The sequence below is a fragment of the Treponema sp. B152 genome, from assembly GCF_024181665.1.
Classification (GTDB): domain Bacteria; phylum Spirochaetota; class Spirochaetia; order Treponematales; family Treponemataceae; genus Treponema_B; species Treponema_B denticola.
Window position 1 is genome coordinate 1,615,936 of sequence record NZ_CP058668.1, and the last position, 15,011, is coordinate 1,630,946.

Below are 15,011 nucleotides of genomic sequence, written 5' to 3' on the forward strand. Positions count from 1 at the left end.
AGACAATACCTTATCTTTGTGTTATAGTACATAGGGAAATTTTCCCTAATATCATTTTCTGTAGAACTAACAGATGGAGGACTTTTATGGATATTAAAAATTATCCTGCGGAACCTTTTAGAATAAAGGTTGTAGAGACTGTTAAGATGATCGATAAAGATCAAAGAGCAAAGGTTGCCAAGGAAGCCGGTTATAACACCTTCCTTATTAATTCGGAAGATGTTTATATCGACCTTCTTACCGACTCCGGAACAAACGCAATGAGCGATAAACAATGGGCCGGAATGATGATAGGAGATGAAGCCTATGCCGGAAGCCGCAACTTTCATCACTTGGAAGAAACGGTTCAAGAGATTTTCGGCTTTAAGCATCTTGTACCGACCCATCAAGGCCGCGGTGCCGAAAACCTTCTTTCAAGAATAGCAATTAAGCCCGGGCAGTATGTACCCGGAAACATGTACTTTACCACTACCAGATACCATCAAGAAGCAAACGGCGGTATCTTCGTGGATATCATAAACGATGATGCCCATGATGCAGGCAAAAATGTTCCTTTTAAGGGCGACATCGACTTGAACAAGCTTGAAAAACTTATAAAAGAAAAGGGCGCCGAAAATATTGCATACGTTTGTTTGGCTGTTACGGTAAACCTTGCAGGCGGTCAGCCCGTTTCTATGAAGAACATGAAAGCTGTCCGTGAGCTCACAAAAAAACACGGCATCAAGGTATTCTACGATGCAACCCGCTGTGTAGAAAACGCCTACTTTATCAAAGAACAAGAAGCCGGTTATGCCGACAAATCTATCAAAGAAATCGTAAGAGAAATGTTCAGCTATGCAGACGGATGTACCATGAGCGGTAAAAAAGACTGTATCGTAAACATCGGAGGCTTCCTCTGTATGAACGATGAAGAGCTTTTCCAAGCTGCAAAAGAATTCGTTGTTGTATTTGAAGGTATGCCTTCATACGGCGGTATGGCAGGACGCGATATGGAAGCTATGGCTATCGGTCTAAAAGAAGCCCTCCAGTTTGAATATATCGAACACCGAATCAAGCAGGTCCGCTATTTAGGCGACAAGCTCTTGGAAGCAGGAGTTCCTATTATCGAACCCGTAGGAGGACACGCAGTATTCCTCGATGCAAGACGCTTCTGCCCTCATCTTAAGCAAACCGAATTCCCTGCACAGGCCCTAGCTGCAGAGCTTTATATCGAATCGGGAGTTAGAAGTATGGAACGGGGTATCGTTTCTGCAGGACGCGATCCTAAGACTAGAGAAAACCATGTACCTAAGCTTGAAACAGTCCGCTTAACCATTCCGCGCCGTGTTTATACCTATAAACACATGGACATTGTAGCAGATGCAGTTATTAAGCTGTACAACCACAAGGAAGTTATAAAAGGATTAAAGTTCGTTTATGAACCTAAACAGCTCCGCTTCTTTACGGCACGCTTTGAGCATATCTAAACTCTCAAGGTAAACGAATCACGGTTTTACTTTGACAAAAACTAGGCTGTCCATCCTGCCTTTCCGCAAGAAAGGTATTAACAGCCTAGTTTTTTTATATTTACTGCGGCAGGTCTGACTAAATTATAATAATTAACATTTTGAAAATTAATACAACGTTTTTGAGAAAACTTATTAATTATAATTGACATATTTACGCCAATGGCGTATAATAAGATATGAGAATTATAGAAACGCCTGTTTTCACAAAACAAATAAATAGGCTACTGGACGAAGATACATATAAACAATTTAAAGAATATCTAGTATGTAATCCATTGAAAGGTAAATTGATTAAGGGTGGCGGCGGAATACGAAAAATAAGATGGAGCAAAAAGAATACTGGAAAAAGCGGCGGTATTAGGATTATTTATTTTATAAAAACTGAAACAAAGATATATTTGTTGTTTGCTTATTCAAAAAGTGATGCAGAGAGCATTACAAAAAAACAAATAAATATGTTGGCAAGTTTTATTAAAGGTTTATAAGGAGTTTTTATGTTTAAAAGGAAAAAAATGAGTGATGAGATGTTTGCCGAATTACTCCAAAGCGTAAAGGAAGCTGTTTTAATTGAAAAAGGAGAAATTCCCCCCTCCAGAGTTTTTGAAATAGAGCCTTTGGATATTGCCAAAATACGCAGTAAGACAAATAAAACACAAGAAGAATTTGCATCTATGCTTAATATCAGTATCGGCACCTTGCGAAACTGGGAGCAAGGCAGGCGTAAACCTGACGGGGCAGCCTTGTCTCTACTTAAAATTGTTTCGGCTAATCCTCAATATGTGGAAAGTGTGCTGCAGGGATAAAGGCTTATTCCGGTAAGTCCAAACAATTTTTTTAGGTTAGATTTAACGTGAGGCAATACGGCCCCCTTGCATTTTGTAGAACAATGTTCTATAATGTCTATAGAATATTATTCTATAAAAGAAGGAAGTGCCTATGCCTGAAAAAAACGAAAACAGAGAAAGTCGGCAAGAAGACAGAGAAAGCCGGCAAAATCAATTGATCGATGCGGCGACAACGCTGTTTTTTTCAAAAGGCTATACGAATACGTCTGTTCGGGATATTTTGGATGAGGCAAACGATAGGACGTCTTCACCGAGCGTTTTTTATTATTATTTTGAATCGAAGGAAGCAATTTACCGCGCCGTTTTGCGCCGGTACTCCGAGCGCTATGTAAAATCCGTACAGGATGCAATCGACACTCACAAAGACGACGCGCAATCGCTTATGGCTCAAGTAACAAGCCTGTTTTTAAAAACGGTACAAGACGACGCGCACGGAAAAGAAGCGGCCGCTTCGCCTGATAATCTTTTGTACTCATTAAAACTCAAAGAAGAGCTGACGCAAAAATTTGTTGAAGTTTGGGAACTGTTTATCCGCTCACTGGATTGGTACAAAGCGGACGCTGAAACGGTTCATAAAACGGCCGTTTTTATCGCCGGCGGCATCGGAGAAATGATGTACGATTTCGGCTATGTTCACGAAAAAAAAGAAGGCAGCGCCCGACGATTGATGGACTGCATGATTGACTTTTGTGCCGGCGTTTTGAACGCTCCGGCTGCACAAAAAGAAAAATACAGGAGGATTGTGTATGATAACCTTGCATGAACAGGTTGACATTAGCGCACCGTTCGAAAAACTGTGCGCATGGGCAGACAATTTCGAAGAGGAATTCGTCAAGTGGAGCCCGTATCATTTGGAATGCGAACTGTACGACGGAAACGTAAATACGGGCAGCAAAGTCCGCTTTTACGAAATCGTTATGGGGCTCGACTACGACGTAACCGGCACCATAGTAACGAGCGAACGCGACAACGACCATTTTCGGTTCGTATTTAAAAGCGACAAGGGAACCGCTTTTATCACATTTGAAGGAACGCGGACAAAAGACGGCTGCCGTTTTTCGCACACGGAATCGTTCGGTATAACTACGCCCGTCATCGGGCCGATTATGAACTTTTTGCTGTTCAAAATCATCTTCCGTAAAAAATGCAACTGGCAACTCATTCGCGACGATATGATTTTGGACAATAAATACCTGACCGAAATCCTTACCGAAGGCAAGTATCCGGAACGCATTCCCGTCGAACGCTTAAAAGCCGGAGCAAAATAAAAGTCCGCTTTCGGAGTGGGGCGAATTGCCTTGCCGATAAAACATTGCAGTTTTTTCTCCTTTCGGCAATACTTTTTATATCGGAGGATATATGAAAGTATTGGTTATAGGCAGTAACGGTGCTTATTCTAAAAATTTCCCTCTAATGCGGAAATTTTGCTTCAAAAGAGGCCAATACCTTCTCCGATGCCGGGCTGGCATCTATATCTACGATTAAATTCTTTTTAGTATAATAATCGATTAAAGGAGCGGTTTGACTTCTGTAAGTTTCAAGGCGTTTTTGGATTGCTTCAATTTTATCATCCGGACGGATCATCAGCTCTCCGGAACATGAATCGCAAACGCCTTCTTTTTTAGGTTTTACGAATTCGATATGAAAACTTTGACCGCATGAGGAACAAACCCTCCTTCCTGAAAGACGTTTGATAACCTCATCATCGCTTATATCGAAGTTGATAACGGAATCTATTTTTACGATGTTCTCTAGGGCATCGGCCTGAGCGATTGTACGCGGAAAACCGTCGAGGATAAAACCCTTTTTGGTGTCATCTTTTTCCAACCTTTCCTTTACGAGGGCTATTGTAAGATCATCGCTTACCAATGCCCCGGAATCAATGACAGCCTTAACTTTTTTTCCCAATTCCGTTTGATTCTTGATTGCAGCTCTAAAAAGATCTCCGGTCGAAATATGCGGAATCTTATACGATTTTGAAACCTCAAAAGCGAGGGTTCCCTTTCCTGCGCCCGGCGGGCCCAAAAAAATACAGTTCATTTTTCTCTTCCTTTTTAACAATATTCAATCAAAGTTCTTACATAAAGAAAAGCTCTTATATAAAGAACCTTAAAGTGCGTGTATTAGTCATCTTAGACAAATGACCGATTATATATGTTCCCACCATGGCGGTTAAGGCATCAATGGCGGCAGCTACCGAACCTATAAAAAAGGCCGCAGGCCGCAAAATTAAAAAGCCCGATTCAAAGCCTCGTCCGTATATCGCACAAACGGTAACAAGGGAAACATAGGTTCCTGTTATGGGGAAACGGCCTAAAAAAAACGAAAAAAGGGTAGAAATACCGACAAGCCAAAATCTATCCTCAAAGCTTATACCCAGACTGGAATAAGAGTTTAAAATTACGATAAAACTTATAGTAACAACCATCGCACTCCCTGCCCTGCCGAAAACCGAAAAAACAGGCAAGGATACCGAAGAAATTCTCCTTCTGACGCCCAAGCTCTCGTTTGAATGGCGCAATAAGACAGGTAAGGTTAAATTGGTATCGCCTGAAAAAAAGGCTGCACAAACAGGAGCGATTGAAGCATAGAGCACCTTGTAAGGATTTATATCCCTGCATATTATTTTTAAGATTATAGGGTATATAATTAAGGCTATTATAAAAAAATCTACCAATAAAAGCACAACCAAGCCGGTAAAAAATTTGGTAGAAAGCATAGCTTGAAACTTGATACACCAGTTCACGGATACTGCGATAAGCCCTATTGAAAACATGTCTACAAAAAAGGCCATAATAGCATAAGAAATTCGCGAAAGCGAATCAAAGAGGGTTAAAGCAGGCTTCGAAATATTTTTATCGACAGCACAGGCGGCTCCTGCAAAGCCGGCAAAGATACAAAGCGGAAGAATATAAAGGCCATCCATAAAGGCTTCAAATGCACTTGAAGGTAAGAGCCGTAAAAAAGACTCCATAACGCCCAAATTTTCGACAGCACTTGTCTCTTCAACGAAGATAGGAATTCTCGGCGGAGAGCTGATAGAGATAGAAATCAAACCTAAAAGGGCTGCCAGAAGGGATGAAAGAATAATAAAAACGGCAATATATATCGAAAGTTTTAGTAAGGAACGGCTTTCACGTAATTTAGATATACTTACAGTAAAACCGAAAAATAAAACGGGATATAAGGAATAACGGCCGAATTGAATAGCAATATTAGCGGCAAAATCAACAGCTGCATTAAAAAATGCACTATCGGAAGAAGAAAGAGCTGCAATTATAATACCTAGAACAGAACCTATAAGATATTTTATCCAAATTTTCATGATTCATTTTACAAAAAGAAAAAGATTCAGTCAATAGACTAAAAAGCTTCTCCCGTTTTTTGAACAAGGGAATCGATTATACTGCCCATATCTTCAAGACCATAAAGGGTAAAATAAACTTTCCAGAATTTAAAGGAGGAAGAATTAAGCATTTCTTCGGTAGGCACAAAATTATGGTCAAAGTATTTATCCGCTTTGTATGTTAGATTGGGATTTTTTTCGGCATAAACTACAAGGGTTTTAATATCATATCCGTCACCTGCTATCAAAGAATCAAAGAGCTGCTTCATTGATTTTTCATCAATCTTATTTTCAAAGCAAAAAAGATTTTTTAACTTACGATTTGAACCTACGACAAGATTCTCTATCTTGTTGCGGTAACAATAAAGCTCTTCAAGTTCCTTTAACGAAGGAAGATCCAAATCCTTTATTTCATTGGAGTCACAATACAGTTTTTGAAGTTTTGTGTTAAGAGCTATTAAAAGTTTATCAAGATTATTTTTTCCGCAATCCAAAAACTTGAGCTCCTTGTTTTGAAAAAGCGCCAAGTCGGTAAGTTTGTTGGCCCTGCAATTAAGCCGTTGTAATTTTATATTTTTAGTTAAATCAAGAGTGTTTAAACCGGAATTTTCACAATCCAGCTCTTTAAGCTCAATGTTTTTTGTAAGATCAAGCTTTTTTAAGCTTATCGAACTTATATCAAGGCATTCAAGTCGCGGAAAAACAGAAAAATCCATCTCCCGAATTGTTGTTTTGGCCAAATTGAGCTTTTTTAAGCCTTTTAACGAAGAAAAATCAGGCTTATTCATTTTCTTGTTTCCTTCAAGAATCAGATTTTCAAGAGCCTTACAATCTATAAATTCGATATTCTTTAAGCCCGAAAAAGAGATATCCAAGGACTTCAAAGCAGGCGCTTTAATTATTTTAACTCCGCTTAAAATTTCGGCATTATGAATTGTAAGCTCTTTTACATCACCCAATAGGGCAAGAGAATTTTTTGCTATAAATATTTCGTTTACGGAACCGTCGGCAGGAATTTCCGAAGGAACGGCACCTTCAATTTTGATATTTTCATCGGCTTTAAGGCTTAAATTGATTTTTTTATTTACAGCCTCAAATTCAAAAATAACGGAAGCCTCATTTAAGGCTTTTTGATATTGGGCATCAGCCGTTTTTGTCTTATCCTGCCCCGATTGAAGCCCATTATCTTTTTTTTCGGAATTAAGTCCGGCCTGAGAGCCGACCTCAGATTGAGCTTCCTTATTTTCAACCCCTACTTGTTCTTCCTTTTCGGAACACGAAAAAACAAAAAAACTAAAAATAACCAAAGCCGTAATTTTATATAAGGTCTTTAACATAGCCGGACTCTTTCAATAATAGTTACTTCATTATGTAGGTTTTAATCGGCGGGAAGCCGTTAAACTCTACAGAAGCATAACTGGATGTATAAGCACCGGTTGTAAGGAAGTATACCCTGTCTCCGGGCTTAAGGTTGGTAGGAAGACTGTACTTATAATCTTCATACATAATATCCATACTGTCGCATGTAGGACCGGCCAAAACGACCTCACCCCATTTTTTGCAGCCTTCATCCTTATCGGTAATGATCGGGTATTTTAAGGATTCGTTTAGGGTTTCAATAAGACCGTTAAAAAGACCCGTATCAAGATATACCCATCTAAAGAGGGCTGTGTTGTTTTTGCGCGAAATCATAACAACCTCGGTTACCAAGATACCGCTGTCGCCTACAAGGGAGCGGCCCGGTTCCAAAATAATGCGCGGACGCTCTTCACCGAAATCATCTTCCAAGTAGCGGCTAATTTCGGAAGCATACTCGCTTAGGTCGTTTGCAGGTGTAACATAAGAAGCGGGGAAACCTCCGCCCATGTTGACCATTTCGAGCTTAATTTCTTCTTCTTCCAAAGAGTCCATCAGGTATTTTGTCTTTGCAATGGCATCGTTCCACTGACCGATATCCCGCTGCTGGCTTCCTACGTGGAAAGAAATACCGTAAGGAATGAGGCCCGAATCTCTGGCCTGAATGCAAAGGTCATAGGCCATATCGGGATGACAGCCGAATTTTCTTGACAGAGGCCAGTCGGCACTGGTAGTGTTTTCAACAAGGATTCTCACATAAACTCTCGAACCGGGAGCAAATTGAGCTATATTTTTAAGGTCGTCCTTACTGTCCGTAGCGAACATTCTGACACCCTTTTCATAAAAATAGGCAATGTCCTTTGCCTTTTTTATGGTGTTTCCATAGCTGAGTCTTTCAGGGCTTACACCTAATTTTAGAACCTTGTCAAGTTCATAACGTGAAGCTATGTCAAAGCATGAACCCATCTCGTTTAGCATTGAAATAATTTCTTCATGCGGATTAGCCTTAATCGCATAAAAAATATCCGCATAGGGAAAATTTTCTCTTAACTTTTGATAATTTTTTTTGATTGTTTTTAGGTTGATAACAACACAGGGCGTTTCCAGATTTTCTGAAAAACTCATAAAGTGTTTCCACTCAGAATCGCTAATGTAATCCTTTCTTTCCATTAGGCCGACCTCCCAAAAAATAGTAATAATAGCTTACCTTATAAAGCTATTTTGCATAACTGTCAATAGTACTAAGGCATAAAAAGGGCTTTTTTTTAATATTTTCAATCCAAAAACAAAAAAACTTAATATTTTTCTATGATATATGTATTGAATATATTTCAATTTTATGGTACTATAACTATTAGAACATATATTATCCTTGTGTATTCGGAGTCGTTCAAGCGGCTCCTTTTTTGTATGCAAAAGGTATCTTGAGAGGAGATTGAAGTGGAATTCATTCAAAAAAAAGATATTCCGTACTTTAGCGAATGTGAACCTCTTGTCGAAGGGCTCGGCTTTAAACTGGTTGATCTGAATGTCCTTCACAAAAAAGACGTTTGGCAGGTTAAGGCGGTAATAAAATCGGAAAAAGGGGTCGGTATCAAAGACTGTACCTCTGTACATAGGACTCTTCAGCCCCGTATTGAAGCCCTCATAGGCTCGCAAGATGTAACTATGGAAGTAAGCTCTCCGGGAATAAACCGGCTTGTAAAGCGGGCGGTTGAGTTTTATGCCTTTGTAGGAGAAGAAGCCCAAATTTGGGATAACAGCATTACTGATTGGCGGCACGGAATTATAAAAGAAGTAAATTCCGAAGGCCTTGTTTTAAATTCTGATAATCAAGACATTCAAATTCCGTATCAGGATATAAAAAAAGCCAGATGTAATCTTTAAGAATAATTTTAGCTTTGTTAAGGAGATTTAATGAAATGTCTGAAGGAATAATTGAGGCAATTCGGGAATTTGCACAGGAAAAAGGAATTGATGACGATTTTGTTTTACACATTGTAGAGCAGGCTCTAAAAGCATCTTATAAAAAACAATTCGGAACAGATGCAAATGCCGTATTCAATGAAGAAACAGGAAAAATATACTCAAAGAAAATAATAACGGAAGATGCAAAAAATCCGGTTTTTGATATAAGTTTAGAAGAAGCAAAAAAATTAGCCCCCGCTTGCGAGGCAGGTGATGAACTTTTAGTTGAAGTCGATCCGAAAAACTTAGGCATTAATTCTGTCAAGGTCGGAATGCAAAGAGCAATCCAATGTATCAGAGAAATGCAAAAAGATACCCTTTATGCAGAATACAGTACAAAGGTAGGAGAAATCATAATCGGTTACTACCATCGGGAACGAAACGGAAACATCTATGTCGACTTAGGAAAGGTTGAGGGCTTGTTACCTAAAAAATATCAGTGTCCGGGAGATCACTTCGGAAGAAATGCGGCAGCCGGAGAAGAATCAAGAATAAAGGCCCTTGTACGGGAAGTAAAAAAACACCGCCAATCAAACGTAGTACAGCTGATCCTTTCAAGAACCGATGCGGAATTTGTAAGGCAGATACTGGAAGTGGAAGTGCCCGAAATTGAAAGCGGAATAGTAAAGATTCATAATATTGTACGGGAACCCGGTTATAGAACAAAGATAGCGGTTTCAACTGACAGAGATGATATAGATCCTGTAGGAGCCTGTGTCGGAGCAAAGGGAGCAAGAATTCAAGCAGTTATCGCAGAATTGGATGATGAAAAGATAGATATTCTGCCCTACTCTGAAGACCCTAAGGCCTATATAAAGAGTGCCCTTTCACCTGCAGAAGTCATGGATGTTATGATATTGGATGCGGAAAAAAGAAAGGCCCTTGCAATCGTTTCGGACTCCCAATTATCGTTGGCTATAGGAAAACACGGTTTAAACGTACGCCTTGCAAACCGTCTTGTAGACTGGAACATAGACGTAAAAACCGAAGAACAGTTTAAACAAATGGATATTTACACGGATGCCAGAAAGGCTGTCGAAAACTTATTCACTGATGAAACAAGTGATGAAGATGAAGAATATGAGGAAATTTCCAATGTTTCCGAACTTCCGGGAATTACCGAAGACATTCTGGCAGTATTACGTAATAACGAAATTGAAGATATACAAGACTTGATTAACATGGAAGATAATGAAATCAGGGCATTGGAAGGTCTTACTACAGAGATGGCTGATACTCTTCTTGACATTATAGCTAATGCCGTTGAAGTTGTAGAAGACGATGAAGATGAAAGCGATGAAGAAAGCGAGCCTGTTTCGGATGATGAGGGTGAAGTTGAAGAATTTGAATGCCCTGAATGCGGTCATAAAATAACAACAGATATGACAAAATGCCCCAATTGCGGAGTAGATCTTGCTTTTGAATATGAGGACGAAGAGTAGGAGTAATATGGATATAGAAAACACAAATAAGCCTGATGTAATTCTCAACAAAAAAAGCAGTAAAGCTGCAGATTCTAAACCTGAATCCGGCAAAACTGACTCTAAACGGAAAGTCGTTGTAAAGGTTTCAAAAACTTCGGCAGTAAAATCCAAGAAGCCTGAATCATCTTCGGAAGAATCTTCCGGCGGAAAAACATCCGGAAAACAGGTTATTTCCGTTAAAAAAGCTTCGTCTCAAAGTTCAAAACCTGCAGAAGCCTCTGTAAAAGAAAAAAAGCCGGATGAAAGGCTTGAAGAAACAAAGAAGACTGCTCCTCGCTTTGAAGATAAAAAGAGCGATGCGCCTTCCGCACAAAATGAAAAACGGAGCTTCGATTCGGCAAAAAAAGAAGAAAAACAGCCTGAAAGAAAAAAGCAGACTCCTTCTTCAATAGATTCAATAGATTTTGCAAGTAAGAGGCCCAATGTAAAGGCAGGTAACTTGGCGGACTCGGGCCGAAGAAATAACCGCGGACAGGGAAACCGCCCGCAAAGACCCGGAGGTCAGGGACAAGGTCAACCCGGACAAGGACGCCGGCGCGAAAGCAATTTTTCCGGAGCCCAAGCACGAGCCTATTCCGATGGAAAAAAGCAGGGATTTAGGACAGGACAAGGCGGACAACAGAGCAGACCAGGCGACAGACCTCAAAACAGGCCCGGATTCGGCGGACCAAGACCGGGAGCCGCTCCGGCACCGATTCCTGTCGAAAAAAACAAGGCTCAAACAAATAAAAAAGCCCACAAGGCAAAAAAAGAAATATACAACAAGAAAAACAAGGAAGAGGAATTTTTTGAAGAGCGCCTCTTAAATCAAAAGAAAAAACAAAAAGAAAAAATTCATAATATTCCTAAACAGATAGAAATAATGGAATCGATTTCCGTTTCCGAATTGGCCAAGAAGATGAACCTAAAAGCCTCGGAGCTTATCGGTAAACTCATGGGCATGGGAATGATGGTTACGATGAACCAGTCCATCGATGCCGATACGGCAACGATTCTTGCATCGGAATATGACTGTGATGTCAAGATTGTAAGCCTCTACGATGAAACGGTTATCGAAAGCAAGGAAGACGATTTATCCGAACTGCAACCGAGGCCTCCCGTTGTAACAATAATGGGACACGTTGACCACGGTAAGACAAAGACCCTTGATGCCATAAGAAGCTCTAATGTTATAGCGGGAGAATTCGGAGGCATTACTCAGCACATAGGTGCTTATACGGTAAATACCCACGGAGGCAAAATAACCTTCCTCGATACCCCCGGACACGAAGCCTTTACCATGATGCGTGCACGAGGAGCCGAAATTACGGACATCGTTGTTTTGGTGGTTGCAGCCGATGACGGCGTTATGCCTCAAACCATTGAAGCTATCAACCATGCACGCGATGCAAAGGTTCCCATAATAGTTGCAGTAAATAAGGTCGATAAGCCCGAAGCAAATGTTGACAAGGTAAAGACCCGCCTTTCGGAATTAGGCCTCATGCCTGAAGAATGGGGCGGAGACACCATGTTTGTCGAAATCTCGGCTCTAAAAAAATTGGGATTGGATAACCTCTTGGATACAATCCTTCTTCAAGCCGAAGTGCTTGAGCTAAAGGCTAATTATACATGCAATGCTGAAGGAAAAGTTATAGAATCCCGCATAGACCACGGAAGAGGCGTTGTTGCAACCATTATCGTTCAGCGCGGAACCTTGAGAACCGGAGACCCTTATGTTGCAGGTATTTATTCGGGCCGCGTAAGAGCCATCTTCAATGACAGGGGCGAAAAAATCGATGAAGCTACTCCGAGTATGCCCGTCGAAATCCTAGGTCTTGAAGGTATGCCGAATGCAGGCGACCCCTTCCAAGTTACCGATTCGGAGCGCATAGCACGTCAGATTTCCGACAAAAGGCAGGAGCTCAAACGCTTTGAAGATTCAAGAAACGTTAAGAAGGTTACCCTCGATAACCTCTATGAAACCATCCATGACGGAGAAATATTGGAGCTTAAAGTTATCATAAAGGGAGACGTTCAAGGTTCCGTAGAAGCCTTAAAGCAGTCTTTGGAAAAACTTTCCACACCCGAAATAAGGCTTAACGTAATACATGCTTCGGCAGGTGCTATCAATGATTCCGATGTTATGCTTGCAGCCGCAGACTCAAATGCCTTAATCATAGGCTTTAACGTACGCCCCACTCCTCAAGCCAAACTTTTGGCCGATCAGGAAAAGGTCGATATACGAAAATACACTGTCATATACAAGGCTGTTGAAGAAATTCAGCTTGCCATGGAAGGAATGCTTTCCCCCGATATTAAGGAACAGGTCATCGGTATGGTTGAAGTCAGAAATACATTTAAGGTTCCCAAAATCGGAAAAATTGCAGGCTGTTATGTTCTTGAAGGCGTCGTAAAGAGAAACTGTGCAGTCCATGTTATCAGAGACGGCATAGTCGTTCACTCCGGAAAATTATCTTCATTAAAGAGATTCAAAGACGATGCAAAAGAAGTTGCAGCAGGCTTTGAATGCGGTATCGGTATCGAAGACTTTAACGATATACAGGTTGATGACCAGTTAGAAATTATTGAAATGATTCAGGTTGCCCGAAAATTGAGCGACAGTGAAAAATACAAGGCTCCCGAAATCAAAGAAGAAGGAACCGAAACCGATGAGTGAGTTTAGGCTTGCAAGATTGGGCGAGCAGATAAGGGAAGAAATTTCGGCCCTTATTTGCTCCGGCAAAATAAAGGATCCGAGAGTTTCTTCTCTTCTTTCAATAAACAGGGTAATTGTTTCAGGTGATCTTGCCTATGCAAAGGTCTATGTCTCAAGCTTTTTAGATGAACATAAGACAAAGCAGGGAGTAAGAGGCTTGGAAAATGCTTCCGGCTTTATAAGAACCAGCCTTGCAAAAAAGCTTCATGTAAGACAGTGTCCCGAACTCACCTTTATATTCGATAAGAGTATAAAGGAAGGAATAGACATGGTAAACAAACTTGAAAGCCTTGAGTACTTTACCGATCCCGATGAAGATGAAGGAACCGCCGGCAGTTCGGAAGCCGATTAAGCCCTGCCTTAAAAATGGAATTAAATAAAAACCTTATCATCCCGTTTGCAAAACAGGCGGGACTTACAAGCTTTGCTTCAATGTCGGCGGTAAAAAAAGCCCTTTCTATAAAAAAGGTCGGCCACACTGGAACTCTGGATCTTTTTGCAGACGGCCTTTTGGTTCTTCTTACGGGACAATTAACCCGCCTCGCCGATATAATTTCAGCCGAAAAAAAGACCTACGAAGCATGGGTAGAATTCGGAACGGAAACGGATACCCTCGACCCTGAAGGCGAACCAGTTTTAACAGCCCCCCTTCCCTCTTACAAAAATTTAACGGAATCCATTCCCTCTTTTTTAGGGAAAATACTCCAAAGACCGCCCGAATTTTCTGCAATAAAAATAAACGGAAAAAGAGCTTCCGACAGAATACGCAGCGGCGAAAAGATAAAAATTACAGAGAGGGAAATAGAAATTTTTAAAATCGAACTTAAAGGGATAATTACAGATAGCGGTTTGGAATTTACAGAAAAGGATTTTACAAACATAAACGCCGAGCTAAAAATAAGATATGCCCATATAGTCGTGGAATGTTCAAAGGGAACCTACATCCGTTCCCTTGTAAGAGACCTTGCAAGGAAGGCATCTTCTTGTGCCTATGTTAGGGCCTTGAGGAGAACGGCAGTTGGAAACTTTAAGCTTGAAGATGCAGCAGGTTTTGCTCTTTTAAATGATTTTTCTGCAGCACCGGAAAATTTATTCTTAAAAGAAAAGAAAATTTTAGATGCAGCGGCCGGCAAAAAATTCTATGCACAAAGAGAAATTGATTTTTTGGAAATAACTGCAAAATCTATTATTTTTTCTCCTAAGACGGCAGAAAACTTAAAATTGCCTTACCTCTTTTTAGATAGAAAATATCTAAACGATTTTTATAACGGAAAGAAGATTAAATTCAATTGGTTTTTAAATACCGATGAAGTTTTAGAAAATATCACAGGCTCAGACTTAGAAAACAAAAAAATATGCGTCTTTTGCGGTGACTTGTGGATCGGAATTATAGGACTAAATAAAAACCGTCCGAAATATGAAACGGTGATAAAAAATTAAAGGTTTAAATTAAAATGAGCGTCTAAAATATCGCCGCTCATTTTAACTTGCGTTTGCTATTGGTACTGCAACTTACTGTATTGCATGTCTTCCTGAAGGAGAAGCCGAACAACGTATACCGTAGCTGGTTACAACCCTGTCTCCCAAAATTTTTGTCTCACGGCCGCAATGAATACAATGCGAACCATCGGGTATAATAGCATGTTTCTTTGATACGCTTGCAGGGCAATTATATCCGTTATCGTCGCTTTCCAAGTTAGGGCCTACAGGCCTGACATCTTTTCCGCAATATTTACATTTCATAAAAATAGCTCCTGAATTTGTTTTATTTATCTTATTTTCGGCATTATAACAGCCTTACATTAAAGA

At 40.3% G+C, this 15,011-nt stretch carries 15 protein-coding genes; 10 read left to right on the forward strand and 5 right to left on the reverse strand.

The window, feature by feature from the left end:
- Window positions 1-86: 86 nt before the first annotated feature.
- From HYB91_RS07520 to HYB91_RS07540, 5 genes are all read left to right on the forward strand, one after another.
- Window positions 87-1,466, forward strand: a complete 1,380-nt coding sequence (locus HYB91_RS07520; RefSeq protein WP_253719457.1) for a tyrosine phenol-lyase — start codon at window positions 87-89, stop codon at window positions 1,464-1,466.
- A gap of 218 nt (window positions 1,467-1,684) precedes the next feature.
- Window positions 1,685-1,993: a type II toxin-antitoxin system RelE/ParE family toxin gene (locus HYB91_RS07525; protein WP_002677634.1), complete on the forward strand. Its 309-nt coding sequence runs from the start codon at window positions 1,685-1,687 to the stop codon at window positions 1,991-1,993.
- 9 nt (window positions 1,994-2,002) lie between these two features.
- Complete coding sequence (nadS, locus tag HYB91_RS07530; protein ID WP_253682324.1) at window positions 2,003-2,311, forward strand: NadS family protein; 309 nt, start codon at window positions 2,003-2,005, stop codon at window positions 2,309-2,311.
- Window positions 2,312-2,444: 133 nt separating this feature from the next.
- Window positions 2,445-3,116, forward strand: coding sequence for a TetR/AcrR family transcriptional regulator (locus HYB91_RS07535; RefSeq protein WP_253719458.1), 672 nt, complete (start codon window positions 2,445-2,447; stop codon window positions 3,114-3,116).
- A complete protein-coding gene (locus tag HYB91_RS07540; RefSeq protein ID WP_371922060.1) occupies window positions 3,100-3,621 on the forward strand; it encodes an SRPBCC family protein in 522 nt (173 codons plus the stop codon). The genes HYB91_RS07535 and HYB91_RS07540 overlap by 17 nt, the downstream gene beginning before the upstream one ends.
- A 142-nt stretch (window positions 3,622-3,763) precedes the next feature.
- Here the strand turns inward: HYB91_RS07540 and HYB91_RS07545 are convergent, their stop codons facing one another.
- The 4 genes from HYB91_RS07545 to HYB91_RS07560 are packed head-to-tail and all read right to left on the reverse strand — an operon-like array spanning window position 3,764 to window position 8,225.
- The gene (locus tag HYB91_RS07545; protein WP_253719460.1) at window positions 3,764-4,393 is read right to left on the reverse strand and encodes an adenylate kinase; all 630 of its coding nucleotides are present in this window, start codon (window positions 4,391-4,393) and stop codon (window positions 3,764-3,766) included.
- A gap of 55 nt (window positions 4,394-4,448) precedes the next feature.
- A complete protein-coding gene (locus HYB91_RS07550; protein ID WP_010696711.1) occupies window positions 4,449-5,678 on the reverse strand; it encodes a dicarboxylate/amino acid:cation symporter in 1,230 nt (409 codons plus the stop codon).
- A gap of 38 nt (window positions 5,679-5,716) precedes the next feature.
- Window positions 5,717-7,036, reverse strand: a complete 1,320-nt coding sequence (locus tag HYB91_RS07555; protein ID WP_002670665.1) for a leucine-rich repeat domain-containing protein — start codon at window positions 7,034-7,036, stop codon at window positions 5,717-5,719.
- Between the two features lie 22 nt (window positions 7,037-7,058).
- The gene (locus HYB91_RS07560; RefSeq protein WP_253719461.1) at window positions 7,059-8,225 is read right to left on the reverse strand and encodes a type III PLP-dependent enzyme; all 1,167 of its coding nucleotides are present in this window, start codon (window positions 8,223-8,225) and stop codon (window positions 7,059-7,061) included.
- A gap of 270 nt (window positions 8,226-8,495) precedes the next feature.
- Between HYB91_RS07560 and rimP the strand changes: the two genes are divergently transcribed.
- The 5 genes from rimP to truB are packed head-to-tail and all read left to right on the forward strand — an operon-like array spanning window position 8,496 to window position 14,642.
- Entirely contained in the window at window positions 8,496-8,942 is a 447-nt protein-coding gene (gene rimP / locus HYB91_RS07565) for a ribosome maturation factor RimP (protein ID WP_002670663.1), read from the forward strand.
- Window positions 8,943-8,977: 35 nt separating this feature from the next.
- Window positions 8,978-10,465, forward strand: coding sequence for a transcription termination factor NusA (gene nusA / locus HYB91_RS07570; protein ID WP_002677633.1), 1,488 nt, complete (start codon window positions 8,978-8,980; stop codon window positions 10,463-10,465).
- A 7-nt stretch (window positions 10,466-10,472) separates the two neighbouring features.
- Window positions 10,473-13,163 carry a translation initiation factor IF-2 gene (gene infB / locus HYB91_RS07575; protein WP_002677632.1) on the forward strand — a complete coding sequence of 897 codons (2,691 nt, stop codon included), beginning with the start codon at window positions 10,473-10,475 and terminating at the stop codon, window positions 13,161-13,163.
- Entirely contained in the window at window positions 13,156-13,554 is a 399-nt protein-coding gene (rbfA, locus tag HYB91_RS07580) for a 30S ribosome-binding factor RbfA (protein ID WP_002670660.1), read from the forward strand. Before infB ends, rbfA begins: the two co-directional genes overlap by 8 nt.
- A 14-nt stretch (window positions 13,555-13,568) precedes the next feature.
- Window positions 13,569-14,642 carry a tRNA pseudouridine(55) synthase TruB gene (truB, locus tag HYB91_RS07585; protein WP_002677629.1) on the forward strand — a complete coding sequence of 358 codons (1,074 nt, stop codon included), beginning with the start codon at window positions 13,569-13,571 and terminating at the stop codon, window positions 14,640-14,642.
- A gap of 72 nt (window positions 14,643-14,714) precedes the next feature.
- Here the strand turns inward: truB and HYB91_RS07590 are convergent, their stop codons facing one another.
- Window positions 14,715-14,945 carry a hypothetical protein gene (locus HYB91_RS07590; RefSeq protein WP_002670653.1) on the reverse strand — a complete coding sequence of 77 codons (231 nt, stop codon included), beginning with the start codon at window positions 14,943-14,945 and terminating at the stop codon, window positions 14,715-14,717.
- Between the last annotated feature and the right edge of the window lie 66 nt (window positions 14,946-15,011).

What these genes read in the sequence shown, in the direction of transcription:
- HYB91_RS07520 (WP_253719457.1), top strand. Translation starts at nt 87, where the DNA reads ATGGATATTAAAAATTATCCTGCGGAACCTTTTAGAATAAAGGTTGTA.
- HYB91_RS07525 (WP_002677634.1), top strand. Translation starts at nt 1,685, where the DNA reads ATGAGAATTATAGAAACGCCTGTTTTCACAAAACAAATAAATAGGCTA.
- nadS (WP_253682324.1), top strand. Translation starts at nt 2,003, where the DNA reads ATGTTTAAAAGGAAAAAAATGAGTGATGAGATGTTTGCCGAATTACTC.
- HYB91_RS07535 (WP_253719458.1), top strand. Translation starts at nt 2,445, where the DNA reads ATGCCTGAAAAAAACGAAAACAGAGAAAGTCGGCAAGAAGACAGAGAA.
- HYB91_RS07540 (WP_371922060.1), top strand. Translation starts at nt 3,100, where the DNA reads ATGATAACCTTGCATGAACAGGTTGACATTAGCGCACCGTTCGAAAAA.
- HYB91_RS07545 (WP_253719460.1), bottom strand. Translation starts at nt 4,393, where the DNA reads ATGAACTGTATTTTTTTGGGCCCGCCGGGCGCAGGAAAGGGAACCCTC.
- HYB91_RS07550 (WP_010696711.1), bottom strand. Translation starts at nt 5,678, where the DNA reads ATGAAAATTTGGATAAAATATCTTATAGGTTCTGTTCTAGGTATTATA.
- HYB91_RS07555 (WP_002670665.1), bottom strand. Translation starts at nt 7,036, where the DNA reads ATGTTAAAGACCTTATATAAAATTACGGCTTTGGTTATTTTTAGTTTT.
- HYB91_RS07560 (WP_253719461.1), bottom strand. Translation starts at nt 8,225, where the DNA reads ATGGAAAGAAAGGATTACATTAGCGATTCTGAGTGGAAACACTTTATG.
- nusA (WP_002677633.1), top strand. Translation starts at nt 8,978, where the DNA reads ATGTCTGAAGGAATAATTGAGGCAATTCGGGAATTTGCACAGGAAAAA.
- infB (WP_002677632.1), top strand. Translation starts at nt 10,473, where the DNA reads ATGGATATAGAAAACACAAATAAGCCTGATGTAATTCTCAACAAAAAA.
- rbfA (WP_002670660.1), top strand. Translation starts at nt 13,156, where the DNA reads ATGAGTGAGTTTAGGCTTGCAAGATTGGGCGAGCAGATAAGGGAAGAA.
- truB (WP_002677629.1), top strand. Translation starts at nt 13,569, where the DNA reads ATGGAATTAAATAAAAACCTTATCATCCCGTTTGCAAAACAGGCGGGA.
- HYB91_RS07590 (WP_002670653.1), bottom strand. Translation starts at nt 14,945, where the DNA reads ATGAAATGTAAATATTGCGGAAAAGATGTCAGGCCTGTAGGCCCTAAC.